Annotated in this window: 24 protein-coding genes; 14 read left to right on the top strand and 10 right to left on the bottom strand. The window is 74.1% G+C overall.

The genetic code is table 11. The features are described from left to right. Positions 1 to 420: 420 nt before the first annotated feature. Entirely contained in the window at positions 421 to 1647 is a 1227-nt protein-coding gene (locus tag ACFV4P_RS17070; protein ID WP_380472060.1) for an MFS transporter, read from the bottom strand. Positions 1648 to 1772: 125 nt separating this feature from the next. Here ACFV4P_RS17070 and ACFV4P_RS17065 point away from each other — a divergent pair, with 125 nt between their 5' ends. Beyond that, positions 1773 to 2735 (top strand): LysR family transcriptional regulator, encoded by a 963-nt coding sequence (locus ACFV4P_RS17065; protein WP_380471811.1) that lies wholly within the window; start codon positions 1773 to 1775, stop codon positions 2733 to 2735. Between the two features lie 75 nt (positions 2736 to 2810). On the opposite strand, the gene ACFV4P_RS17060 is transcribed toward ACFV4P_RS17065, so the two are convergent. After that, a complete protein-coding gene (locus ACFV4P_RS17060; protein ID WP_380471809.1) occupies positions 2811 to 3422 on the bottom strand; it encodes a YceI family protein in 612 nt (203 codons plus the stop codon). A gap of 240 nt (positions 3423 to 3662) precedes the next feature. Here ACFV4P_RS17060 and ACFV4P_RS17055 point away from each other — a divergent pair, with 240 nt between their 5' ends. The 4 genes from ACFV4P_RS17055 (at position 3663) to ACFV4P_RS17040 (ending at position 10018) form a co-directional block, all read left to right on the top strand. Then, complete coding sequence (locus ACFV4P_RS17055) at positions 3663 to 4727, top strand: ATP-binding protein (RefSeq protein ID WP_380471807.1); 1065 nt, start codon at positions 3663 to 3665, stop codon at positions 4725 to 4727. After that, on the top strand, positions 4724 to 6535 hold the full coding sequence (locus ACFV4P_RS17050) for a hypothetical protein (RefSeq protein WP_380471805.1): 1812 nt from the start codon (positions 4724 to 4726) through the stop codon (positions 6533 to 6535). Before ACFV4P_RS17055 ends, ACFV4P_RS17050 begins: the two co-directional genes overlap by 4 nt. A gap of 206 nt (positions 6536 to 6741) precedes the next feature. After that, positions 6742 to 9798, top strand: coding sequence for a DEAD/DEAH box helicase (locus tag ACFV4P_RS17045; protein WP_380471803.1), 3057 nt, complete (start codon positions 6742 to 6744; stop codon positions 9796 to 9798). A gap of 4 nt (positions 9799 to 9802) precedes the next feature. Further along, on the top strand, positions 9803 to 10018 hold the full coding sequence (locus ACFV4P_RS17040) for a hypothetical protein (protein WP_380471801.1): 216 nt from the start codon (positions 9803 to 9805) through the stop codon (positions 10016 to 10018). Positions 10019 to 10064: 46 nt separating this feature from the next. Here ACFV4P_RS17040 and ACFV4P_RS17035 read toward each other — a convergent pair whose 3' ends face one another. From ACFV4P_RS17035 to ACFV4P_RS17025, 3 genes are read right to left on the bottom strand one after another with little or no spacing between them, the layout of a single operon-like run. Beyond that, the gene (locus ACFV4P_RS17035; RefSeq protein WP_380471799.1) at positions 10065 to 10883 is read right to left on the bottom strand and encodes an alpha/beta fold hydrolase; all 819 of its coding nucleotides are present in this window, start codon (positions 10881 to 10883) and stop codon (positions 10065 to 10067) included. Between the two features lie 42 nt (positions 10884 to 10925). Then, positions 10926 to 11549: an HAD-IA family hydrolase gene (locus tag ACFV4P_RS17030; RefSeq protein ID WP_380471797.1), complete on the bottom strand. Its 624-nt coding sequence runs from the start codon at positions 11547 to 11549 to the stop codon at positions 10926 to 10928. Positions 11550 to 11580: 31 nt separating this feature from the next. Further along, positions 11581 to 12255: a Type 1 glutamine amidotransferase-like domain-containing protein gene (locus ACFV4P_RS17025; RefSeq protein ID WP_380472058.1), complete on the bottom strand. Its 675-nt coding sequence runs from the start codon at positions 12253 to 12255 to the stop codon at positions 11581 to 11583. Positions 12256 to 12510: 255 nt separating this feature from the next. Here ACFV4P_RS17025 and ACFV4P_RS17020 point away from each other — a divergent pair, with 255 nt between their 5' ends. The 3 genes from ACFV4P_RS17020 (at position 12511) to ACFV4P_RS17010 (ending at position 13967) form a co-directional block, all read left to right on the top strand. Beyond that, entirely contained in the window at positions 12511 to 12915 is a 405-nt protein-coding gene (locus ACFV4P_RS17020; protein WP_380471794.1) for a helix-turn-helix domain-containing protein, read from the top strand. A gap of 29 nt (positions 12916 to 12944) precedes the next feature. Continuing rightward, positions 12945 to 13535 (top strand): hypothetical protein, encoded by a 591-nt coding sequence (locus ACFV4P_RS17015; protein WP_380471792.1) that lies wholly within the window; start codon positions 12945 to 12947, stop codon positions 13533 to 13535. A 99-nt stretch (positions 13536 to 13634) separates the two neighbouring features. Then, a complete protein-coding gene (locus tag ACFV4P_RS17010; RefSeq protein WP_241844202.1) occupies positions 13635 to 13967 on the top strand; it encodes a DUF2516 family protein in 333 nt (110 codons plus the stop codon). A gap of 67 nt (positions 13968 to 14034) precedes the next feature. On the opposite strand, the gene ACFV4P_RS17005 is transcribed toward ACFV4P_RS17010, so the two are convergent. After that, the gene (locus ACFV4P_RS17005) at positions 14035 to 15456 is read right to left on the bottom strand and encodes a PP2C family protein-serine/threonine phosphatase (RefSeq protein ID WP_380471790.1); all 1422 of its coding nucleotides are present in this window, start codon (positions 15454 to 15456) and stop codon (positions 14035 to 14037) included. A 217-nt stretch (positions 15457 to 15673) separates the two neighbouring features. Here ACFV4P_RS17005 and ACFV4P_RS17000 point away from each other — a divergent pair, with 217 nt between their 5' ends. Beyond that, positions 15674 to 16201 carry an O-acetyl-ADP-ribose deacetylase gene (locus tag ACFV4P_RS17000; protein ID WP_380471788.1) on the top strand — a complete coding sequence of 176 codons (528 nt, stop codon included), beginning with the start codon at positions 15674 to 15676 and terminating at the stop codon, positions 16199 to 16201. A 248-nt stretch (positions 16202 to 16449) separates the two neighbouring features. On the opposite strand, the gene ACFV4P_RS16995 is transcribed toward ACFV4P_RS17000, so the two are convergent. Next, entirely contained in the window at positions 16450 to 17274 is an 825-nt protein-coding gene (locus ACFV4P_RS16995) for a class I SAM-dependent methyltransferase (protein WP_380471785.1), read from the bottom strand. A gap of 286 nt (positions 17275 to 17560) precedes the next feature. Between ACFV4P_RS16995 and mshA the strand changes: the two genes are divergently transcribed. From mshA to ACFV4P_RS16980, 3 genes are all read left to right on the top strand, one after another. Further along, a complete protein-coding gene (gene mshA / locus ACFV4P_RS16990; protein ID WP_380472056.1) occupies positions 17561 to 18844 on the top strand; it encodes a D-inositol-3-phosphate glycosyltransferase in 1284 nt (427 codons plus the stop codon). Between the two features lie 159 nt (positions 18845 to 19003). Further along, positions 19004 to 19519, top strand: coding sequence for a YbjN domain-containing protein (locus tag ACFV4P_RS16985; protein ID WP_380471783.1), 516 nt, complete (start codon positions 19004 to 19006; stop codon positions 19517 to 19519). Positions 19520 to 19551: 32 nt separating this feature from the next. Then, positions 19552 to 20031 carry a DUF4231 domain-containing protein gene (locus ACFV4P_RS16980; protein ID WP_380471781.1) on the top strand — a complete coding sequence of 160 codons (480 nt, stop codon included), beginning with the start codon at positions 19552 to 19554 and terminating at the stop codon, positions 20029 to 20031. A gap of 7 nt (positions 20032 to 20038) precedes the next feature. Here the strand turns inward: ACFV4P_RS16980 and ACFV4P_RS16975 are convergent, their stop codons facing one another. After that, entirely contained in the window at positions 20039 to 21298 is a 1260-nt protein-coding gene (locus tag ACFV4P_RS16975; protein ID WP_380471779.1) for an MDR family MFS transporter, read from the bottom strand. Between the two features lie 112 nt (positions 21299 to 21410). Here ACFV4P_RS16975 and ACFV4P_RS16970 point away from each other — a divergent pair, with 112 nt between their 5' ends. Together ACFV4P_RS16970 and ACFV4P_RS16965 are read left to right on the top strand one after the other, a co-directional pair. Next, entirely contained in the window at positions 21411 to 22172 is a 762-nt protein-coding gene (locus ACFV4P_RS16970) for a phosphoglyceromutase (RefSeq protein ID WP_380471776.1), read from the top strand. Between the two features lie 258 nt (positions 22173 to 22430). Continuing rightward, positions 22431 to 23018, top strand: coding sequence for a lytic polysaccharide monooxygenase (locus tag ACFV4P_RS16965; protein ID WP_380471774.1), 588 nt, complete (start codon positions 22431 to 22433; stop codon positions 23016 to 23018). 114 nt (positions 23019 to 23132) lie between these two features. Here the strand turns inward: ACFV4P_RS16965 and ACFV4P_RS16960 are convergent, their stop codons facing one another. Beyond that, on the bottom strand, positions 23133 to 23300 hold the full coding sequence (locus ACFV4P_RS16960) for a hypothetical protein (protein ID WP_380471772.1): 168 nt from the start codon (positions 23298 to 23300) through the stop codon (positions 23133 to 23135). A gap of 137 nt (positions 23301 to 23437) precedes the next feature. Then, the gene (gene phoU, locus ACFV4P_RS16955; RefSeq protein WP_380471769.1) at positions 23438 to 24112 is read right to left on the bottom strand and encodes a phosphate signaling complex protein PhoU; all 675 of its coding nucleotides are present in this window, start codon (positions 24110 to 24112) and stop codon (positions 23438 to 23440) included. Positions 24113 to 24308 lie beyond the last annotated feature (196 nt).

The following is a 24308-nucleotide window of genomic DNA, read 5'->3' as shown; positions in this document are numbered from 1 at the left end:
GCTGCGCGGCTGGTTCGCTGCGCGTTCGTCTGCTGTGGGCTTGCTTGAAGCGTGGCCGGTGTTCGACCGGTCGGTCGTTCCGTCCGGGTCCGGGCCCGGGTTTGCGTGGGCGGTGGCGGGCGATCGGCGGTGCTGTGCGCCTGCCCGCTGCGCCCTGACCTGAGGCGTGGTTGCTCGTTGTCCGCCAGCTCGCGTGCTTTGCTGCACGCTCGCCGTGAAACCAGGCTGCCTGCTGCGGGCTCGCTTGAAGCGTGGCCGATCGTTGCCCGCCAGCCCGCCAGCCCGCCAGCCCGCCAGCCCGCCAGCCCGCCAGCCCGCCAGCCCGCCAGCCCGCCAGCCCGCCAGCCCGCCAGCCCGCCCGGCTGCTTCGCCCCGAGGCGTGGCCGCGCTGCTGTGTGCGTGGCGGCGGGGGCTTGGGCGTCAGCGGGTGCGGGTGCGGGTGCGGGTGTGGGTGCGGGTGCGGAGGGCGGCGGGGAGGGTGGTGAGTAGGGCGAGGGTGGCGGCGGTGGCGGGGAGGACGTAGCCGGTGCCGGGGGTGGTGTGTTGGACGAGGGTGCCGCCGAGGGTCGCGCCGGTGGAGATGCCGACCAGGATCGCGGAGACGGCCAGTGCCATGGCCTCGTTCATGCGGTGCGCGGGGAGGAGCTCCTGCACCAGCGTCATGCCGCTGATCATGGTCGGTGCGGTGCCCGAGCCGGCGGCCAGCAGTGCCGCGCCGAGCACCACCACGCCTGCGCCGGCCCGGCCGGCGGCGAGCGGGAGGAGCATCAGCAGGGTCATCGCGCCCGCGCCGAACGCGAGTCGGACCGCGGCCGGGCGGCGTGGCCGGATCGCGCCGAACGCCAGACCCGAGGCGCAGGACCCGGCCGCGACCAGCGCCAGCAGCACGCCGCCCGCGGCCTGTCGGCCGAGTGCGTCGGTGTAGGCGAGGGTGGTGACCTCCTGCGAGCCGAACAGCACGCCGGCCGCGAGGAATGCGGCGAGCAGTGCCGGGAAGCCCCGGGTGGCGATCAACCACCGTCCGGTGGAAGCGAGTTGGGCGGGTTCGGGGAGTGGGGGCTCGGTGCCGCGCTGGGCGGCGAACAGCAGGGTGCCGACGGTGCCCAGGGTCCAGGCGGCGAGCAGTCCGGCCTCGGGGGCGAGCGTCGTGCAGAGGACCATGCCGAGGACCGGTCCGGCCATGAAGCACAGCTCGTCCAGGGACTGTTCGAGCGCGTTCGCCCGGTGCAGCGCGGCGGTGTCGTTCCGGTGCAGGTGTGCCCAGCGGGCTTGGGCCATGCCGCCCAGGTTGGGGCTGGTGCCGGACAGCGCCCAGCACAGGAACAGCGTCCAGTCGGGCGCGCCGGAGCGGACGCACATCAGCAGCGCACCCGTCGGCAGCGCGGTCGCGAGAACGGCGGGAACGGCGACCCTGGCCTGCCCGAGCCGGTCGACCAGTCGCCCGAGCAGCGGCATCAGCGCCGCCCCGGCGAGTACTCCGACCGCCGAGACCGCGCCGGCCAGTGCGTACGAGCCGCGGCGGTCGGCGATCAGCACCACGATCGAGACGCCGTACATCGCCAGGGCTAGCCGCCCGAGCAGTCCGGCCAGGGTGAACGTGAGGGCGCCCGGCGCGGCGAACACCGGGCGGTAGCGGGCGAACGGCATGGACAACGCACAACTCCGGCAGGAGAGGGAGGAGGGGGACGGTTCCCCACCCTCGGGCCGGGGACGGTGCGTGGTCCAACACTTATTCCGCCCGATTGACCGGATCCTGTTGTTAATCTCCGGCCGTGCCCCACGACGTCCACCCCCGCCTGCTGCGCAGCTTCGCCGCCGTCGCCGAGACCCTTCACTTCGGCCGCGCCGCCGAACGCCTGCACCTGGCCCAGCAGGCCGTCAGTCGGGACGTCCGGGCGCTGGAGCGGGAACTCGGCTGTGCGCTGTTCCAACGTTCCACCCGCAGCGTCGAGTTGACCGAAACGGGCGCGGCGCTGCTGCCGAAGGCCCGCCACCTGCTGGAGATCCAACGCGAGATCACCGCGCTCGGCGGGACCCGGGTGCTGCTGGTGGACGTCAACAGTCCGGGCGGCGACCGCGAACTGACCGCCGAACGGGTGCTCGCCGCCGCCCGCCGTCGCCTTCCGGACGCCGAGCTGCTGGCCCGCTACCTGGGTGGACTCACTGCTGCCGCAAGGGAGTTGGCGACGCACCGGCTGGACGTCTCGTTCGGGCGGTACGCGGGGCTGCCGAGCGCCGTGCGGGCCCGGCTGGTGCACACGCCGGTGCGGCTGGAGCGGATGGCGGTGTTCCTGCCGTTCGGGCACCCGCTGGCGGCGCTGCCGGCCGTGCCGCTGGCCGCGTTGGACGGGCATCCGGTGGACGTGTTCGCGGGGCAGCCCGACACCGCCGAGTGGACCGACCTCGGTCTGCGGCTGCTCGCCGAACACGGCCTGGCCGCCGCGCCCGGCCGCACCCCGCCGGTCGGCGCCGCCGAGTTCGCCCGCTATCTGACCCGGCACGGCAGCCCGATCCTCACCACCACGGACGGGCCGGACATCCCGGGCGGGATCGCCCGGCCGCTGGTCGACCCGGTGCCGCTCAGCCTGGTCGGCCTGGTGCACCGGCCCGAGCTGCGTCACCCCGCGCTGGCCGCGCTGCGCGAGGCGTCGGCCGAACTCGCCGCCGAGGACCGCTGGTTGACGCGTCCGCCGGGGAGCTGGCTGCCGGCCGAGGACGCCGCACTGTTGACCTGAGAAACGGCGGCGCCCCCGCCGAGGGGGACGCCGGGGGCGGTACCGGGGGCCGCGGGGCGGCCGGGGCAGGCGGTCTCAGGAGGCTCGCACGGCGGAGATGTCGAGGGCCAGCTTGACCTTCTCGCCGATCAGCACGCCGCCGGTCTCCAGCGCGGCGTTGTAGGTCAGGCCCCAGGAGGTGCGGTCGACGGTGGCGCCGCCCTCGAAGCCGACCCGGTTCGCGCCGTACACGTCGGTGGCCGCGCCGGTGAACTCCAGGTCGAGGACGACCGGGCGGGTGGTGGCCTTGATGGTCAGGTCGCCGTGCAGACGGTAGGTGTCGCCGTTGATCTGCTCGGCGGAGGTCGACTTGAAGGTGATCTCCGGGAAGGTCTCGGCCTCGAAGAAGTCGCCGGTGCGCAGGTGCTCGTCGCGCTGGGCCTGGTTGGTGTGGATCGAGGCGACCTTGATGACCAGCTCGGCGGTGGAGGCGGCCGGGTTGGCGCCGTCCAGGTGCAGCTTGCCCTCGTACTCGGTGAACTCGCCGCGGACGTTGGTGACCATCGCGTGGCGGACCGCGAAGCCGATCTTCGAGTGCGTGGCGTCGATGGTGTAGTCGCCGGTCAGGTGGGCGAGGTCCGGGCCCTGGACGGCGGCGGCCGGGGCGACGGTGGCGGTGGTGTTCTTGCTGCGGTTGAAGATGCCCATGGCTTCTCTCCTTGTGAGGGTCGAAGCCGTGTTGTTGAGGCTTCAACTTGTTCGTGGCTTCACCGTACATCGGTCTGGTTCAACTTTCAACCATGATGTTGAAAGTTGTCCAAAGTCTGGGTCGGTCGGTTGTCCCCAGCCTGTGGACGGCCCGTGCGGCGGCCGGAAAACCGGGTGCGCCGGGCCGATCCGGCGGTTCACACTGACCGCCGAACCCCCAACCGCTTCCCGAGGAGACTCGTGCAGTCAGCCGTCACCGTGTCGCCGTCCCAGGTCCCCGAGCTGCTGCTCGGACTCGCCACCGTGCGGCCGGTGTTCCTGTGGGGAGCGCCCGGCATCGGCAAGTCCTCGCTGGTCAACCAGTTCGCCGACTCGCTCGGCCTGGAATGCGTCTCGCTGCTCGGCACCCAGCTCGCCCCCGAGGACCTGATCGGCGTCCCGCAGATCACCCCCGAGGGCCGCTCCCGGTTCTGCCCGCCCGAGACCATCGCCCGCGACCAGCCCTACTGCCTGTTCCTGGACGAGCTCAACGCCGCCACCCCGGACGTCCAGAAGGCCTTCTACTCGCTGATCCTGGACCGCCGCATCGGCAACTACGAGCTCCCGGCCGGCTCCATCGTGATCGGCGCCGGAAACCGCGCCACCGACGGCGCACTCGCCCGCCCGATGCCGTCCGCGCTGCTCAACCGCCTGGTCCACGTCCACCTGCGGGCCAGCGCCGACGACTGGCTCGGCTGGGCCGCCGGGCACGGCGTCCACCCGTGGATCACCGACCACCTCACCGACCGGCCCGACCACCTGTGGTCCGCCCCGCCCAAGACCGAGGAACCGTTCTCCACCCCGCGCGCCTGGCACATGCTCTCCGACGCGCTGCACTCCTTCGGCACCGACCTCGACGAGGGCACCCTCAAGGTCCTCGCGCACGGCCTGCTCACCCCCGCGCACGCCGTCGCCTTCTGCGGCTACGTCAAGATCGTCCGCAACGCGTACGGGCTGGAGGCCATCCTCAAGGGCGACGCCTCCTGGCCGCACCGGGTCGAGGACCGCGACCTGCTCTACTACCTCGCCGACAGCTTCCGCGGCCGCCTCGTCAAGGAACTGCCCGCCCGCAAGGAACACGCCTCGCCGACCGTCCGGCAGCACGCCTACCGCTCCAAGTCGCTGCTGGTCCAACTCGCCGAGATCTCCGTCGAAGTCGCCCAGATCGTGATCGCCGACGGCCCCGACGGCAACCCCGTGCTGCCGGCCTGGTTCCTCATCGAAGCCGCCCGCGACCTGCCCCGACTCGTCGAGGCCCGCCGGTGAGCACCCGCCGCCGCCCCGCCGACACGCCCGAAAAGGACCCGGCCAAGGCCGCGTTCGCCGCCGGACTCGCCAAAGCCCTGGCCAACCCCGCACTCGCCGCCGTCCCCGCCGAACTGTGCACCATCGAGCAGGACCACTGCTCCCTGCACCCCACCACCGGCTGGGTGGTCGTCACCTCCAACGGCACCCTGCACGCCCACCGCACCCGCCGCGCCGAACCCGAGGAATGGGCCTGGGCCCTCGCCCACGCCCTGCTCCACCTCGGCTTCGGCCACCTCCCCGCCGCCAACGGCCCCCGCACCCAGCCCGACGCGGCCGACCTCGCCGCCCGCTGCACCGTCGTCAACCGCTTCCTCGCCACCTTCCACATCGGCCGCGCCCCCGACGACCTGCCCGTCGTCTGGCCCGGCGGCGACGAAGAGACCCTCGCCGCCCGCTGGCGCCGCGACGGCGTCCCCGCCGAATACCGCGCCTGCGGCACCGCCGGCGACGCACCCGACCAACTCCTGCACTCCTGGTGGGGCGCGGACGACCCCGAGGACTGGACCCTCGCCTTCGCCCACGCCCTCACCCGCACCGTCTCCGCCGCGATGGACCTGGCGGCCGGCCGCCGCGAACACCTCGACGGCCCCCGCCGCCCGCAACGCCCCTGGGAACGAGCACTCAGCTGGTTCGTCTCCCACTACCCCCTGCTCGGCGGCCTCGCCGCCGGCCTCACCCTGGTTGCCGACGCCGAACTCGCCCGCGCCCACGGGATCGCCATCGCCGCCGTCAACGCCGAAGCCGGCGAGATCTACCTCAACCCGCTGCGCCGCCACACCGACGAGGAATGGCGCTTCATCCTCGCCCACGAGATGCTGCACGCCGCCCTCCGCCACGGCGACCGCACCGGCGGACGCGACCCCTACCTCTTCAACGTCGCCGCCGACTACGTCATCAACGGCTGGCTGCTGGAGATGGGCGTCGGCGACATGCCCGAAGGACTGCTCCACGACCCCGCGCTGAAAGGCCTCTCCGCGGAAGAGGTCTACGACCGCCTCGTCCGCGACCAGCGCCGCCTGCGCCGCCTCGCCACCCTGCGCGGCAAGGGCCTCGGCGACATCCTCGGCGAACCGCTGCCCCGGGCCGGCAGCGGCAGCTACGTCGACCTCGACGAGTTCTACCGGCGCGGGCTCCTCCAGGGCTTCGACCTGCACACCCGCGAACGCGGCCTGCTGCCGGCCGGACTGGTCGAGGAGATCCGCGCGCTCGCCCACCCGCCACTGTCCTGGGACGCACGACTCGCCCGCTGGTTCGACGAGTTCGTGCCCCGGCCGGAACCCCTCCGCTCCTACGCGAGGCCCTCCCGGCGGCAGGCGGGCAGCCCCGACATCCCGCGCGCCGGCCGCTACTCTCCTCCGGAGGAGACCCCGCGCTGCACCTTCGGGGTCGTGCTCGACACCTCCGGATCGATGAGCCGGGTCCTGCTCGGCAAGGCCCTCGGCGCGATCGCCTCCTACGCCGCCGCCCGCGACGTCCCCGCCGCCCGCCTCGTCTGCTGCGACGCCGCCCCGCACGACGCGGGCTACCTGCCGGTGGCCGAACTCGCCTCCCGCGTCCGCATCCACGGCCGCGGCGGGACGGTGCTCCAACCCGGCATCGACCTGCTGACACGGGCACCGGACTTCCCGGCCACGGCGCCGGTGCTGATCATCACGGACGCCGAGTGCGACGTCCTGCGGGTGCCTCGCCGGGAACACGCGTACCTGGTCCCGCGGGGCGCGATGCTGCCGTTCACACCTCGGGGTCCGGTCTTCCACGTGGCGTAGGCAGGGCGTACAGCCAGGGGCGCGGGGAACTGCGCGAAGCGGAAGGATCCGACAGCAAGATCGCGACGCAGGACAATGACTTGCCCGTGATCGCGACCTTGCGGACGTGGCGGGCCGGGAGGTACCCCCACGCGCCCCCGATGGTGCTCGCAACACCTAGGGTGGAAGGCCCTGCCCGCTTCTCGTTGCCGGAGGCTTCTCTCCCCATGTACGTCCTGCATGCGCTGTGGCGGGCCGATGGCCGGCTCGGGGTGTGGGCGGAGGATGCGGGGGCGTTCACGGGTCGGGCCGTCCAGGGATCGCGGCATCCGTACGCCTGCTCGGCGGGCGAGGTGGCGGGGTTGCTCGCCGCTGTCGGCGCGGGCCCGGCGTGGCTCGCTTCGCGGGGGGCCGAGCGGTGGGTGAGTCTGCGGTTGCCGACGCTGGGCTCGCGGCCGACGCCGTCGCCGGACCTGCCGGTGGGGTCGACCGCGAAGGGGCTGGTGCTGCAGGCGTGGCGGGTGCCGGCGCTGGTGTTCGAGCGGGCGGAGGCGGCGCAGCTGCTGGGTGAGCTGTTCGATCCGTACTGGCCGGGGACGACCGTCGAGCTGCCCGGCGGCCGGACGGCGGAGCTGGCGTACGGGGCGTCGCTGCGGTGGCTGACGGCGGTGCACGACCTGGCGTGGCGGCTGGTCGGCCGGGGCCGGGTGCTGCCCGCGCTGGTGGAGGAGGCGGACGGGTGGGCGGCGCGCTGGCGGCCCGCGCTCGACGGCCCGGCGGGCCGGGAGGCCGCCGCTCTCGCGGCCGGGTGCCCGCCGATCGCCCGCGCCGAGGACGGCGCGGAACGCACCGGCAGCGCCCTGTTCGCCGCCGTCCTGGACGCGCTCACCGACCACGAGACCCGCACCGCGCTCGAAGCGCTGCCCACGGCCGCCGCGTCGCAGGACTGGCCGGCAGCCCTCCGCCGCGCCGACCCTCGCCTCCCTGCTGCGCCCGACCCCGACGTCGCGGACCGCCTCGCGGCGTGGAGCGCCGGGACGGAGCCCACCGGCGACGTGCGGCTCGCGTTCCGGTTGACGGAGCCGCTGGGCAGCGCGCCGGACGATCCCGATGCCGAAGTCCCGGACGAGAACTGGCGGTTGGACGTGCTGGCCGGGCCGGCGGACCGGCCCTCGCTGCTGCTGCCGGCGGCCGAACTCTGGTCCGACGGGCCGGGGTTCGCCGCGCTGGCGCGCAGTCTGGGCGATCCGGTGGAGGCGTACCTCGCCGAACTCGACCGGGCCGCCCGACTCTGCCCCGAGCTGCGGGCCGCCCTGCACCGCACCCGGCCCACCGGCGTCGAGCTGGACCGGGTCGGCGCGCTCGCGTTCCTGCGCGACACCGCCCCGCGGCTGACCGCCGCCGGGTACGGCGTCCTGCTGCCCGCCTGGTGGCGCCGCCGCCCCCGCCTCGGCCTGGCCGCCACCGCGCACAGCGGCCCCGCACCGGGATCGGTGAAGCGGTCCGCGCAGGCCGACCGGGACGCCGTGGTGGACTTCCGCTGGCAGCTCGCGATCGGCGAACAGCCGCTCACCCAACAGGAGTTGGACGAGCTCGCGGGTGCCCAGCAGGGCCTGGTCCGGCTCCGCGGCCAGTGGGTGGAGGTGGACGCGGCCCAACTCGCCGCCGCCCTGCGGTTCCTGGCAGCTCGAAGGGACGACCCGCAGCTGGACGCCGCGACGCTGCTGCGGCTCGCCCTGGACGACGGCGCGGTCGTCGACGGCCTGCCGGTCACCGTCGTACACGCCGACGGCCCGCTCGGCGACCTGCTCGCGGGCCGCCTCGGCCGCCTCCCCGGCGCCCACCGCACCCCACCCCCGCCGGGCTTCACCGGTTCCCTGCGCCCGTACCAGGAGCGGGGGTTGGCCTGGCTGGACGCCCTCGGCCGGCTCGGCCTCGGCGCGGTGCTGGCCGACGACATGGGCCTCGGCAAGACCGTGCAGACGCTCGCCCTGCTGGCCCTGGAGCACGCCCGCGGCGCCCGCGGCCCCGTCCTGCTGGTCTGCCCGACCTCGCTGGTCGGCAACTGGCAGCGCGAGGCGGCCCGGTTCGCCCCCGGCCTGCGCGTCCACCTCCACCACGGCCCCGAACGGGAGGATCCCGACCCGGCCGCCGACCTGGTGATCACCACCTACGGGGTGCTCCAGCGGGACGCTGCCGCACTGCGCGCGATCCGCTGGCGGCGAGTGGTCGCGGACGAGGCCCAGCACATCAAGAACCGCTCGGCCCGGCAGTCCCGGGCGATCCGCTCGCTGCGCTCCGGCCCCCGGATCGCGCTCACCGGCACGCCCGTGGAGAACCGCCTAGCCGAACTGCACGCCGTCCTCGACTTCGCCAACCCCGGCCTGTTCGGCACCGCCGAGTCGTTCAAGGAGCGCTACGCCGTCCCGGTCGAGCAGTCCGGCAACCGGGAGGTCGCCGCACGGCTCCAGCGCCTCACCGGCCCGTTCCTGCTGCGCCGCCTGAAGAGCGACCCCGAGATCGGCGAACAGCTGCCCGCCAAGCAGGAGTTCACCGTCCGCTGCAACCTGACACCCGAGCAGGCCGGGCTCTACCAGGCGGTGGTCGCCGAACTGCTGCGCCGCCTGAGCGGGGTGCGCGGCGTCGAGCGCAAGGGCGCGGTGCTGGCGGCCCTCGGCCGGCTCAAGCAGGTCTGCAACCACCCCGCCCAACTGCTGCACGACGGCTCGCCGTTGAGCGGCCGATCCGGCAAGGTCGAGCGGCTGGTCGCGCTGCTCCGGGAGGCCCTCGCGGAGGGCGACCGGACGCTGGTGTTCACCCAGTACGCCGAGTTCGGCGCGATGCTCCAGCCGCACCTGCGCCGCCGCCTCGGCACCCAGGTGCTGTACCTGCACGGCGGGCTGTCCGCGCCGCGCCGGCAGGAACTCGTCGACCGGTTCCAATCCCCGGACGGGCCAAGGGTGTTCCTGCTGTCGCTGAAGGCCGGCGGCACCGGACTCAACCTGACCGCCGCCAACCAGGTGATCCACCTCGACCGCTGGTGGAACCCCGCCGCCGAGGACCAGGCCACCGACCGCGCCCACCGGATCGGCCAGCACCGCGAGGTCCAGGTCCGCCGCCTGGTCTGCGTCGGCACCGTGGAGGAGCGGATCGCCGAACTCGTCCAGGCCAAACGCGAGTTGGCCGACATCGTGGTCGGTTCGGGCGAACAGTGGCTGACCGAACTGCCCGCCGAGCAGCTCCGCGAACTGCTCGCCCTGTCCGCCGACGCCGTGGGGGAGTGACACCATGACGACGCCCCGCCCCGCCGACTCCGACCGCCGGCTCGACCAGTGCCTGGACGCCTTCTGGCAGGGCGAGTTCACTCTCCGCCCGCCGGACGCGCCGCCGGAGCGCCCCGACCCGGCCCTCGACCACCTCGGCCCGAGCGGCCTCACTGTCCGCGGCCGCGACCTGGCCGAGATGCTGGCTGCCGACTACCGTCACCTGGTGGAGGGTAGTTGACGCCTTGGCACGGTAATTCACCGGGCAGAGAAGGGCAGTTGACTCCTCAGCCCAGGAACTCGTCTACCAGGCGGGTGAATTCGGCCGGCTCCTCGACCCACGGCCGGTGCCCGACGCCCGCCATCACCTCCAGCCGGGCCCGCGGATGGAGCGCGGAGGCCAGCCGGGCCGGGGCGGTGCCGATCATCCCGTCCAGCTCGCCCGCCACCACCAGGACGGGCGCCTCCACCGGGACGGCTTCGCCCGCGCTCGCGTAGAAGGCCTCCCGCATCCACGGCGCGCCCGGCACCAGTTCCGGATCGAAGCTCGCGGCGCGCGCCCGGTCGTCCCAACTGCCCCAGAAGAACGGGGTGATGCGCGCCAACAGCTCCGCCGGATCGCCCTCCCCGGCGGCCACCAGCTCCGCCGCCCGCGCCGCGTCCGGGTACCAGGACCGGTCGGCGCGGGAGGCGCGGATCACCGCGAGCTCCGCCTCGTCCGGCTCCCGGGTGCCCCGGCCGACCGGCGTGACCAGGACCAATGACCGTACCCGGTGCGGGAATTCGGCGGCGTAGCGCTGCGCGGTGAGGGCGCCGGCGGAGTGGCCGAGCAGGTCGAAGGCGTCCAGCCCGAGGTGCTCGCGCAGCGCCTCCAGGTCCTTCACCTGCGAGCCGAAGGCGCAACTCGTCCGGTCGGTTGGCTCGGCGGAGCGGCCGCTGCCGCGCGGGTCGAAGCGGATCAGCCGCCGGTGCGCGTCCAGGCCGCCCAGCGCGCCCAGGTAGCGGGCGTCCGCGCCCGGGCCGCCGGGGATCGCCACCAGCGGTGCGCCGTCGCCGAGTTGCTCGTAGTGCAGGGTGGTTCCGTCGTACCCGGAGAAGGTCGTCATGGGGCGATGCTGGCACGTCCCCGGACGGGAGCGCCGGGTATTTCACGGAGTGGTCAGCAGTCCGCCGTCGGTGAGCGCCCGGCGCAGCCCGGCGGCACCCCGGTGGTGGTGGCCGCGCATTCCGAGGGCCTCGGCGGCGGCCACGTTGCCGGCGCTGTCATCCACGAACAGGCAGTGCGAGGGAGGGACTTGGGCTCGTTCGACGGCCGCCAGGTAGACCCGGGCGTCGGGCTTGGCCGCGCCGAGGCGGGCGGTGTTGAGCACCGCGTCGACGGCGGTGTCCAGGCCGAGCGCCGCCAGGTCCGCCTCCAGCCGGGTGGTGCCGTTGGAGACCAGCAGCACCGGCACGCTCCGCCGGGCCTCGGCGAGCAGCGCCAGCACCTCCGGGTCCACCCACGACGGCTGCCGCCCCCAGGCGGCGGCCACCGCCCGGCCCCGCTCCGCCGAGCCGCACACCGCGGCCAGGTCGTCCGCGACTGCGGCCCGCCACTGCTCGTCGGTGACCAGCCCGGTGACGGCGGGCAGCAACCGCTCCGCCCGGAACGCCGCGCCCGCGACGGTGCCCGCCGGCAGGCCGTGCGCCGCGTCCACCTCCGCCAGGTCGCCCCAGATCCGCAGCACCCCGTCCAGGTCGCACAGCACCGCGCGAATCGGTCGGTCCGTCATCCCCGTCACCCCTCCCAGCCGGACGAACGGCTCATGATGCCGGGTCGAACCGCTTCCAGCGACCCTCGGAGACCACTTCCACGACGCCGTCGGCCACCTTGACGGCGGTCTGGTCGTCCGTCGCGTACGCCGGACCCGCGATGTCGGCCGCCCACCGTTCCGCGGCGGCCGTGGTGTTCTCCGGGCAGGCCGGGTGGTCCAGGTGCGGGAAGATCGAGAAGTCCACCACGCCCAGCGCGCTGTCGCCCCCGGCGGGCGGCCGCCAGCCCACGAAGTCCTCCCCGATACGGGGGGTCATCACCATGCTTCCGGCGCTGAGCCCCACGTAGACCAGGTCGGGCAGCGACGGCAGCAGCCCGGCCAGCCCGGACTCCCTCATCCAATGGGCCAGGTACAGCGCGTCACCGCCGTTGACCAGCAGGACGTCGGCCTCCCGGACCCAGGAGACCCAGCGCGCCCGGTCGATGCTGGGCAGCGCGGTGAGCTCCAGCAGGCCGACGGACTTCCACCCCAGGCCGGTCATCGGGTGGGCGGTCCGGCCGCTGACGAACCGCCACGGCCCGCCCGGGTCGGCGGTCGGCGCCCCGTACCCCGCGGTGGGGACGCAGAGGGCGTCGGACTCGGCGATCGGCTTGCCCAGCAGCTCGATCAGCGCGTTCCGGATGCTCGCGTTGGTGACGCCGGAGTCGGTGAGGAGAAGCTTCATCATGTCCTTCCCGCGTGCCTTCCAGGGGCGACCGGCCCTCCGGCACGCCGGTCCGCGCGCCGACGGCCGGCCGCCCCGCCACCATGGCACGAACGGGCGCACCGCCGCCGTCCCTTCGCCGAACACCGGCCCGCCCCGGCAACGGACGGCCCGCCCCGGTGGCAACCGCGCCGTCGGCGAGGCCGCGCCACCCGGATGCGTGCGCCCGCTAGCAACCTGCTTGCAATTGCAAGCAGGGCGGTGCAGACTGCGGGCATGGCGTCACTGAACGTGGGCTCGCTCGGCGAGTACATCCGGGAGCAACGGCGGAACGCGCAGTACTCGCTGCGGCAGCTGGCCGAGGTCGCCGGGGTGTCCAACCCGTACCTGAGCCAGATCGAGCGCGGGCTGCGCAAGCCCAGCGCGGAGATCCTTCAGCAGATCGCCAAGGCGTTGCGGATCTCGGCGGAGACGCTGTACGTACAGGCCGGGATTCTGGAGGAGCGGGACGAGCAGGGGCCGGGCCTGCGGGCCGCGATCCTCGCCGACCCGCAGATCAACGAGCGGCAGAAGCAGGTCCTGCTGGCGGTGTACGAGGCCTTCCTGAAGGAGAACCAGGCCGCCCGCCCGGCCGCCGCCGCCCACCCGACCGACCCCGCCCGCCCGACCGACCCCGCCTGACGCGGGCGCACCCCGACCGGAGGACCGACATGCCGATCAGCGACGAGCTCAAGAAGACCCTCACCGACCCCACCCCGCTGTACGCCCTGGCCGGCGCCGGCGACCTCGCCTACGAGAAGCTGCGCGAGGTCCCCGGCCAGCTGGAGGCGCTCGCCGCCGACCCCAAGGGCACCCAGGACAAGGCCGCCGCCGCCCTGCAGGACGCCGGCAGCAGGCTGGTCGAGGCCCAGGCCAAGGTCACCGGCGCGGTCACCGCGCTGCCCGCCGACGTCAAGGAACTCCAGGCCAAGGCCCAGGAGTTCGCGATGCAGCAGGTCGGCCGGGCGCTGGACTTCGCGGTCAAGGCCAAGGAGGTCTACGACGAACTGGCCGTCCGCGGCCGCACCGTGGTGGACGCCGCGAGCACCGCCCGTCCGGGCGCCGACCCGGCCGCCGAGGTCGAGGTCGAGGTCGGGGTCGAGGAGGTCGTGCTCGCCGAGGTCCTGGTGGACGAGCCCGCCGTCGAGGCGAAGCCGGCCGGTGCCAAGGCCGCGCCGAAGCCCGCCGCGCCGAAGTCCGCCGCGAAGAAGCCCGTCCGCGCGCACAAGGCCGCCGCTGCCGACGCCGCGGACTCCGAGTGACGGTCCTCCCGTGACGAGTGCGGGGAACGGCACACTGCCGAAGGCCGTTGAACCGGGCGCGGTCCGTGCCAGGATGGAGGAGAGAGTGAGGAGCACCAGGTGCCGTTCCTGTACATCGATCTCCTGAACCCGTTCTGGTGGCTGGCCACGGCGATCATCGGCTACAAGGCGTTCGCGTTCGTGGACGCGGCGATCCGGCGCGAGGACGCGTACCGGGCCGCCGACAAGAAGACCAAGGGGTTCTGGCTGGTCGTGCTCGGCCTCTCGCTGGGCGCGGACCTGCTGTTCGGCGCCAACCCGCTCACCGGCCTGCTGGTGCTGGTCGGCCTGGTCGCCTCGATCGTCTACGTGGTGGACGTCCGCCCCGCGATCAAGCTGCTCGGCGACGGGCGCGGCCGCGGCCGCAACCCCGGGCCGTACGGCCCCTGGTGAGCCACCGGGCACAACGAGAAGGGGCGGTCCCGTTCGGGGCCGCCCCTTCCGCATGTCCGACGGGCCGTCAGCCCATGATCACCGGCGTCGGGTTGCGCTCCAGCAGCAGCACCGCGACATCGTCGGTCAGCGCCCCGCCGTTCAACTCCTCGACCTCGGCGATCGCCGAGTCCACCAGCCGGCCCCTGGTCAGCCCGGCGGCCTGGTGGTCGGCGATCAGCTCGATCAGGCCCTCCTGGCCCAGCCGCGGCGAACCCGCCCCGACCTTCCCCTCGACCAGGCCGTCGGTGTACAGCAGCAGCCGCCAGCCGGTGGCCAGCCCCAGCCGCAGCGCCGGCCAGGTGGCCAGGGCGGCGTCGCACGGCAGCAGGCCCAGCGCCGGGCCGGCCTGCTCGGACGGCAGCAGCACCGGAACGGCGTCCGGCCCCAGCAGCAGCGGCGCCGGGTGCCCGGCCAGGAACAGCTCCGCCGACTCCGGCGTGCCCTGCTCGCCCGGCGCGTCCAGCACCACCATGCAGAGCGTCGCGAAGATCTCGTCGCTGCGCCGTTCGTACTCCAGGACGTGCTGGAGGGTGGTCAGCAGGTGCTGGCCGCTGAGCCCGGCGAACACCAGGGCCCGCCAGGCGATCCGCAGCGCCACGCCGAGCGCGGCCTCGTCCGGGCCGTGGCCGCAGACGTCGCCGATCACCACGTGCACCCGGCCGTCCTTGGTGCGGACGGCGTCGTAGAAGTCGCCGCCGAGCAGGGCGCGGCGGCGACCCGGGCGGTAGCGGCGGGTGAAGGACAGGCCCGCGCCGTCCAGCAGCGGGGTGGGCAGCAGGTGGCGCTGCAGGCGGGCGTTCTCCTGGCCGCGGATCTCTGCCTCCACCAGTCGGCGCTGCGACTCGTCGGCGCGCTTGCGCTCCACCGCGTAGCGCAGCGCGCGGGCCAGCAGCGGGCCGTCGGTGTCCTGCCGGACCAGGAAGTCCTGGGCGCCGGCGGCCACCGCGGCCGCGCCGAGTCCGGTGCCCGCGGTGTCGGTGAGGACCACCACGGCGGTGTGCGGGGCGCGCTGCAGCAGCTCGCGCAGCGCGTCCAGGCCGTCGCTGCCGGGCGGCAGTTCGCCGGGCGGCAGTTCGCCGGGCGCGCCGAGGTCGAGCAGCACGCACTGGAAGTCGGGGTACCGGGCGCCGCGCCGCCCGGCGCCGGGCGTCGGCGGCAGCAGGGCCAGCGCCGCGCGGATGCCGTCCACCCGGTGCAGTTCGGCGTGCCCGCCGAGCTCCTCGGCCAGCGACTCGAACAGCCGGTGCTCCGGCCCGTCGCCCTCGATCACCAGCACCCGGAAGTCCGTGGCCGCGGCCCGGGCCGGCTCGCCGCCGCCCGCGGGGGTGCTGCGCGGATGCGGTATCGCCGCGGCCCGCTGCTGCGTGCCGGGTCGGCTCTGACTGCGCTCGGCGGACCCGGCGTGGTCGGTCGCGTCGGGTGCCCGCCCGTCTCCCGTAGCGGGCATCGGTCGGTCCTTCCTTTCCCCGACAGGCCAACGGCCGGTGTCCGTCCACGGTGCCCGTGTGGCACCGGGCATCGGGGAGCTTCCCGCGACCATAACGTGATCTCCGAGGATTTCTTCGCCTGAGCGGCGGCGATGTGGTTATTGCCACGCGTGCGGTGGCCGGATTTCGTAGGGTTTCCGCCACCACAGAACCGGAGTTGACGGGAGTTGAGCAGCGGTGATGCGGATCACGCTGGTGCAGGGTGACATCACGGAGCAGGAGGTGGACGCCGTCGTCAACGCCGCCAACAGCTCGCTCCTCGGCGGCGGCGGGGTGGACGGGGCGATCCACCGCAAGGGCGGACCGGAGATCCTCGCCGACTGCCGGAAGTTGCGGGCCTCGCACTACGGCCAGGGCCTGCCGACCGGCCGGGCGGTGGCCACCACCGCGGGCCGTCTCCCGGCGCGCTGGGTGGTGCACACGGTGGGGCCGGTCTTCCGACCGGAGGACCGCCGGCAGCGCGCGGAGCTGCTGGCCTCGTGTTATCGGGAATCCCTTCGGGTGGCGGCGGAACTGGGGGCGCGGACGGTGGCGTTCCCGGCGATCTCGGCCGGGATCTTCGGCTGGCCGGTGGACGATGCCGCCCGGATCGCCCTGACGACCGTGGCCGAGGCGGCCCCCGACCTGGACGAGGTGCGTTTCGTGCTGTTCGGCGCCGAGACCTATGAGGTGTTCGCGGGGGTGCGGGACGAGCTGGGGGCGTAGCTGAGCAGGGGCGCTGACCGGCGCGCAGGGGGCGCGCGACGGCGCATTCGGGCGCTCCCCATGGTGGCGCGCCAGGGCGTCAACACGCCAGGGGTATTCGATAACTCGTTCGAGTGAACTGCCGAACGGATGACCGGACTTGGGCGGAGACCGTACCCAGCCCAGCCCAGCCCAGCCCGGCCCAGCCCAGCCCGGCCCAGCCCAGCCCAGCCTGGCCCCGGTCTCGCCCGGCCCGGACCCGGCAGCGCTCAGCGCGGTGCCAGCGCCGCCCAGTCCACCGTCAGCTCGCCCTGCCGCCGCCGGGTCGGCCCGTCCCGCAGCGGCCAGTCCGCGGCCAGCGCCGCGCACGCCGCCGCCCAGCGCTGCCGCGCCCCGAACGCCCCCAGCGGCGCGGCCGCCGCCCACGCCCGGTCGAAGTCCCGCAGGAAGGTGTGCACCGGCCGCCCCGGCACGTTGTGGTGGATCAGCGCCTTCGGCAGCCGCTCCGCCAGGTCCGAGGGCCGCTCCAGACTCCCCAGCCGGGCCGCGAAGGTCACCGTCCGCGGCCCCTCCGGGCCCAGCGCCACCCACACGTGCCGCCGCCCGATCTCGTCGCAGGTGCCCTCCACCAGCAACCCGTCCGGTGCCAGCCGCCCGCACAGCCGCGACCACACCTCGGCGACCTGGTCCTCGTCGTACTGCCGCAGCACGTTCGCCGCCCGGATCAGCTGGGCCCGCGCCCCGCCGGGCAGCGGCACCTCGAAGCCGCCGCGCCGGAACTCCAGCAGCGGCGGATCGGCCATCGGCAGCGCCGCCGCCACCCGCGCCGGGTCGATCTCGATGCCCACCACCCGGACGTCCGCCCGCACCGCCCGCAGCCGCGCCGCCAGCTCCACCGCCGTCCACGGCGCCGCCCCGTACCCGAGGTCCACGGCGACCGGCGGGGCCGTCGCCGCCCGCAGCGCCCGACCCAGGGTGTACGCGATCCAGCGGTCCATCCGCCGCAGCCGGTTGGTGTTCGTCGTCCCCCGAGTGATCGTCCCCACCGGCCGGCTCGACCGGCCCCGGGACGACGGCATGTCGCTTGCGGCCATGGTCACCAAGCGTACGCAGCGTCCCGGTGCCCCCGTCCACCGGCGGGAACACGGGTGGGAACGCGGGCCGGAACACCGGCCGGAACGCGGGCCGGAACGCGGGCGGGAATACGCGGGCGCGACGACGCGGTTGGGATGCTTGACGTCCATCCGCCCGCAGCTCCCGGCCGCGGGCGGCGGCGCGTGAACGGCCGGAAAACGGCCCGGACGCACCGACAGCACCACCGAGACAGGCGACGGGCAGCGCCCAGGGAGGCTTCCGCAGGTGACCGACCACCTCGTCCGCATGCCCCGCGGGGCGGCCCCCTCGCGTCCGCGCCGCCCCCGCCGGATCGCGATGCTGAGCGTCCACACCTCGCCGCTGCACCAGCCGGGCACCGGCGACGCCGGCGGCATGAACGTGTACATCGTCGAGCTGGCCAAGCGCCTCGCCGACCTCGACATCGAGGTCGAGGTGTTCACCCGGGCGATCAACTCCGACGACGCGCCGACCGTGCAGCTCGCCCCCGGCGTGCTGGTCCGGCACGTCACGGCCGGGCCGTACGAGGGCCTGCTCAAGGAAGACCTGCCCGCCCAGCTGTGCGCCTTCACCCACGGCGTGCTGCGCACCGAGGCCGGTCACCGCCCCGGCTACTACGACCTGGTGCACTCGCACTATTGGCTGTCCGGCCAGGTCGGCTGGCTCGCGGCGGAGCGCTGGGGCGTGCCGCTGGTGCACACCATGCACACCATGGCGAAGGTGAAGAACGCGGCGCTCGCCGAGGGCGACACCCCCGAGCCGCCCGCCCGGGTGATCGGCGAGACCCAGGTGGTCGGCGCGGCCGACCGGCTGATCGCCAACACCGCGGAGGAGGCCGCCGAGCTGGCCCACCACTACGCGGCCCGCCCCGAGCAGCTCGCCGTGGTCCACCCCGGCGTCAACCTCGACGTCTTCCGCCCCGGCGACCGCGCCGCGGCCCGCCACCGGCTCGGCCTGCCGCAGCACGCCGCGGTGCTGCTGTTCGCCGGCCGCATACAGCCCCTGAAGGCGCCGGACGTCCTGCTCAAGGCCGTCGCCCGGCTGCTGGAGCGCCACCCGGAGCTGCGCGAACGACTGGTGGTGCCGGTGGTCGGCGGCCCGTCCGGCACCGGCCTGGCCCGCCCCGAGAGCCTGCACAAGCTCGCCGCCCAGCTCGGCATCAACGACGTGGTGCGGTTCCGCCCCCCGGTCGGCCAGCAGCAGCTCGCCGACTGGTACCGCGCCGCGACCGCCCTCGTGATGCCCTCGTACAGCGAGTCGTTCGGCCTGGTCGCCCTGGAGGCGCAGGCCTGCGGCACCCCCGTGGTGGCCGCCGCGGTCGGCGGCCTGCCGGTCGCGGTCCGCGACGGCCGCACCGGCACCCTGGTGCCCGGCCACGACCCGGACGCCTGGGCGCAGGCCCTGCTGCCCTACGTCACCGACCCGGCGCTCGCCCGCGCCCGCGGCGCGGCCGCCGCCCGGCACGCGGCGGCGTTCGGCTGGCTGACGGCGGCCGGCGCCACCGCCGAGGTCTACGCAGGCGCGATGGCCTTCCGCGCGCGCCACCTCTGACGCCGCCTCGTCCGCGCGCACGGCGGGACCGGCCGCACGGCGTGATCGGCCGCACCGCGGGACCGGCCGCACCGCGGGACCGGCCGTACGGCGTGACCGGCCGCACGGCGTGACCGGGGCGACACCCCGCAGGGGCGCACCGCCCGTTAGCGTGGGGTCATGGCCGCCAAGGACGACGCACTGCCCCTCCTCCGTGCCGCGCTCGACGAGGCCGGTGTGGCCTGGGAGCCGGCCGCCACCGACCCGTACACGCTGGTCGCCACCCTGCCCGGCACCCGCAAGCTGTCCACCGCCTGCGCGCTGCGGGTCGGCGACCACACCCTGTCGGTGAACGCCTTCGTGATCCGCCGCCCGGACGAGAACCACGAGGGCGTCTACCGCTGGCTGCTGGAGCGCAACACCCGCCTGTTCGGCGTGGCGTACGCGATCGACCGGCTCGGCGACGTCTACCTGGTGGGCCGGCTGCCGCTGGAGGCCCTGACCGCCGACGCCGTGGACCGGCTGCTGGGCACCGTGCTGGAGAACGCCGACGAACCGTTCAACACCCTGCTGGAACTCGGCTTCGCCACCGCGATCCGCCGCGAGTGGGAGTGGCGCACCAAGCGCGGCGAGTCCACCCGCAACCTCACCGCCTTCGCCCACCTGGCGAGCGAGAACCCTCCCGCCGACAGCTGAGCCCGGTATCCTCCCGCCCGGGGAGGATACCGATGGACAACGAACACGCCGCCGCACAACGGAAGTTGGCCTGGCTGGAGACCGAGATCGGCGGCGAACTGAAGGAGCGCCGACGCCGTCGCGACTGGGACCGGCGGCGGGCCCTGAGCCTGCAACTGGCCACCGTCAGCCTGTCGGCGCTGATCACCGTGCTGCTCGGCCTCAAGGTCGACCAGCCGCTCGCCGACCGGCTCGCCGGCACCGCCCTGGCCTGCGGCGCACTGGTGACGGTGCTGGCCGCCTGGGCCGCGTTCTTCGGCTACCGGACGCTGTGGATCCAGCGCACCGAGACCGTCCAACGGCTGTCCACGCTGCGCCGCCGCCTCGACCTGCTGAAGGCCGAGTGCGGCGACACCCCCGCCGACCCCGCACAGGTGGCGGAGCTGGTGGAGGAGTACCAACGGATCCTGGCCGACGACCACGACAGCTGGGTGCGGCTGCGGCAGGCCGGCAGCGGCGACGCCGGGTCGTGAACGGCCGTCAGACCGCCGTGGCGACCGGCTCGGCGGCCTGCTCGGCCACCTGCTCGACCGGCCGGTGACGGCCGATCGGCAGGAACGCCGCGGCCGCCAGCGTCCCTGCGGCCGCGCACCCGCCCCACAGCGCCCAACTGCCCCCGTACTGCAGCAGCAGGCCGCCGGCCATCGGCCCGACGAAGGACGCCAGCGACCAGGACAGCGAGTACACGCCCTGGTAGCGGCCGCGGGCCCGGGCCGGGGACTGCTCGGCGACCAGCGCCATCATCGTCGGCGTGCTGACGATCTCGCCGAGCGTCCAGACCACCACCGTCATCGCGTACAGCGCGACGGACGAACCCGCCACCGCCGTCAGCCCGAAGCCCCAGCCGGTCAGCAGTGCGCCCGCCGCCAGCAGCGCGGTGCGGTCGCGGCCTTCCATCAGCCTGGTCAGCGGCAGCTGGAGCAGCACGATCAGCACCCCGTTGAGGCTGACCAGCAGGCCGTACTGGGACGACGAGATGCCGTGCCGCCCCATGTCCATCGCCAGCGTGGTGGAGCCCTGCTGGTAGACCAGCGCCAGCAGCAGGTTCACCCCGACCACCGCCATGAACCGGCCGTCCCCGAACACCGCGCCCAGACCGATCGGCGGGCCCGACGGCTCCTCGGCCGCCTCCGCCTCCGCGTGCGCCAGCGTCTCGGGGACCTTCGCGAACACCACCACCGCGCACAGCAGGGTGGTCAGCGCGTCCAGCAGGAACAGCGTCAGATAGCCGTGCGTCGCGATCAGACCGGCCACCGCGCCGGACGCGCCGAAGCCGATGTTGATCGCCCAGTAGTTCAGCGAGTACGCCCGCACCCGGTCCGCGGCCGGCACCAGGTCGGCGATCATCGCCGAGACCGCCGGACGGGAGGCGTTGTTCGCCAGACCCGCCAGGAACGCCACCACGGCGATTGCCACCGGCCCGTCCGTGAACGCCAGCACCGCCGTGAACACCGCCGTCGACACCTGCGCCGCCAGCAGCGTGGGCCGCCGCCCGAGCCGGTCGGTCAGCACCCCCGCCCCGATCGCGGCGACCGCCGACCCCGCCCCGAACAGGCCCGCCACCAGGCCCGCGTAGGCCGCCGAATAGCCTCGCTCGACCGTCAAATAGAGCGCCAGGAAAGTGACCACGAATCCGCCCAGCCGGTTCACCAGCGTGGACGTCCACAACCACCAGAACTGGCGCGGCAGCCCGCCCGCGGCCCTTCGGACTTCGGACACCAGGCGGGCGGCGAGGGGCATGGCAGGGCTCCCGGAACAGCGGAAACGGTAAGAAGTCAAATAGCTGGACGCACATTACGGCGCACATGGACAGCCCGGCCATCGAATTTCCCCCTCCACTAAGCTGGGCCCCATGGCTGACACGACCTACCGCTTGATCCTGCTCCGCCACGGCGAGAGCCAGTGGAACCAGAAGAACCTCTTCACCGGATGGGTCGACGTCGACCTCAACGAGAAGGGCGAGAAGGAGGCCGCACGCGGCGGCGAACTGCTGCTCGCCGAAGGCCTGCTGCCGGACGTGCTGCACACCTCGCTGCTGCGCCGCGCCATCCGCACCTCGCAGATCGCCCTCGACAAGGCCGACCGCCACTGGATCCCGGTCCGCCGCAGCTGGCGCCTGAACGAGCGCCACTACGGCGCCCTGCAGGGCAAGGACAAGGCCCAGACCCTCGCCGAGTACGGCGAGGAGCAGTTCCAGCTCTGGCGCCGCTCGTACGACACCCCGCCGCCGGCCCTCGCCGACGACGCCGAGTACTCCCAGGCCGAGGACCCGCGCTACGGCGAGATCCCGTCCGAGCTGCGCCCGCGCACCGAGTGCCTCAAGGACGTCGTCGAGCGGATGCTCCCCTACTGGTACGACGCCATCGTGCCGGACCTCGCCGACGGCCGGACCGTCCTGGTCACCGCCCACGGCAACAGCCTGCGCGCCCTGGTCAAGCACCTGGACGGCATCTCCGACGAGGCCATCGCCGGCCTCAACATCCCCACCGGCATCCCGCTGCTCTACGAGCTGGACGCCGACTTCAAGCCGGTCAACCCCGGCGGTCGCTACCTCGACCCGGAGGCCGCCGCCGCCGCCATCGAGGCCGTCAAGAACCAGGGCAAGAAGAAGTAACGCTTCCCGTCCTCCTCAGCCCCCTGCCCGGCGCAACGACGCCCCGGCCCAGGGGGCTGTTCCGTGCCCGGGCCGTCAACTGCCGGGCGGGGGTGAGTGGTTCAGACCACGAAGATTGGTTCAGACCATTGACGGGGGTCGGTGGGGGCTTCTAGCGTGGGGCCAATGTCAGCGCGGGCATGCCAATGACGGCCGCACCCCCACGCGGCTCCGCGCGTGCCCGTGCATGTACTCCATCCACCCCCACGGAGGAGCACCATGCGCAAGCGCAACATCCTCGCGGTCGGCATCGCCGCCGCGGCGGCGACCCTGGCGACGGCGATCCCCGCCAGTTCGCACGGATTCATCACCACCCCGCCCAGCCGGGCCGGCCTGTGCGGCGCGGGTGTGGTGAAGAAGTGCGGCGACATCCAGTGGGAGCCGCAGAGCGTCGAAGGCCCCAAGGGCTTCCCGGCGCAGGGTCCGGCCGACGGCACCCTGTGCGCCGGCGGCGACGCCCGCTGGGCCCAGCTGGACGACCCGCGCAGCGGCGGCTGGCCGACCACCAAGGTGACCGCAGGTCAGCAGCTCACGCTGACCTGGAGCATCGAGGCGCGGCACGCCACCACGTCGTTCCGGTACTTCATCACCAAGCCGGGCTACGCCGCCACCACGAAGATCACCCGGGCGAACCTCAACCCGACGCCGTTCCTGACCGTGCCGATGGGCGGCAAGCAGCCCCCGGCCACGCTCAGCCACACCGCGACGCTGCCCTCCGGCCTGACCGGCCACCAGGTGATCCTGGCGGTCTGGGACATCGCCGACACCGGCAACGCGTTCTACCAGTGCATGGACGTCACCTTCTGACGTCCCGCACGCACCACTTCCCCGCACCACTTCCCCGCACGACCTCCCCGCCCCACCTCCCCGCACGACAAAGGCCGGGCACCCTCACGGGTGCCCGGCCCTGTGCCGCGTCGTTCAGTGGCCGGCGGTCGCGCCGCCGCACTGGCAGGGCGCGCCGGATTGGCAGCCGCAGCCGCAGCCGGGCCCGCAGCCGCAGCCCGCGGCGAGGACCGGCAGCAGCTTCGCCGCGACCGGCGCGAGCGGGCTCGGCGGGGGAGTGGTCGGTATGCCGGTCGTCTTCATCGCGCTGCATCCTCCTCGTCCGGGCGGAGCCGGGCAGCCCGGTGGACGCCCGTCCCTTCGAGTGAAACGCTGCGCTGACGCGCCGTCAACGGGCGCGCGGGGGCTGATGGTTCGCGCGGCGTGCGCCCCCGTGGCGACTACTCCGCCGCGTCCGCGGTGGCCATGAACTCGTCCACGTGCTCGCCGGTGACCAGGAACACCACGCGCTTGGCGACCGAGACGGCGTGGTCGGCGAAGCGCTCGTAGTACCGGCCGACCAGGGTGACGTCCACCGCGGTCTCGATGCCGTGGTGCCAGCGGTCGTCCAGCAGGTGCGAGAACAGCTCGCGGTGCAGCGCGTCGATCGCGTCGTCGTCCGCCTCCAGCTCCAGCGCCTTGTCCACGTCCTTGGTGGCGATGACCACGCCGGCCTTGGCCACCAGACGCTGCGCGAGCTGCCCCATCTCCAGCACGATCGGGTGCAGGTCGTTCGGGACGGCGGTCTCCGGGTAACGCAGTCGGGCGACCTTGGCGACGTGCCGGGCCAGGTCGCCGCAGCGCTCCAGGTCGGCGCTCATCCGCAGCGAGGTGACCACGATCCGCAGGTCGGTGGCGACCGGCTGCTGGCGGGCCAGCAGGTCGATGGCCCGGTTCTCCAGGTCGTGGTGCAGGTTGTTGATCTTCTCGTCGGCGGCGATCACGCTCTCCGCCAGCTCCAGATCCGCGTCCAGCAGTGCGGTGGTGGCCCGTCCCATCGCCGAGCCGACCAGCCGGGCCATCTCGACCAGGCCGTCGCTGATCGAGTCGAGTTCCTCGTGGTACGCGTCGCGCATTGCGCTCTTCTCCTCCAGTACCGGTGTCGGTGGCGGTGCCGACCGGACGCCCTGCACCGGGCGGCCCGATGCGGGGCCGACCGTACGGACGGCCGCTGCTGGTGGCGCGAATGGTAGCCGCGTCACCGCCCACACGGGCTTGCACGGCCCAGACTGAGCCGTTCGTGCGACCCCCCGCGGCCTCAGCGGTGAATCG

This window comes from Kitasatospora sp. NPDC059795, assembly GCF_042732175.1.
Classification (GTDB): Bacteria; Actinomycetota; Actinomycetes; order Streptomycetales; family Streptomycetaceae; genus Kitasatospora.
This window is presented reverse-complemented; position numbering and strand designations above follow the sequence as displayed.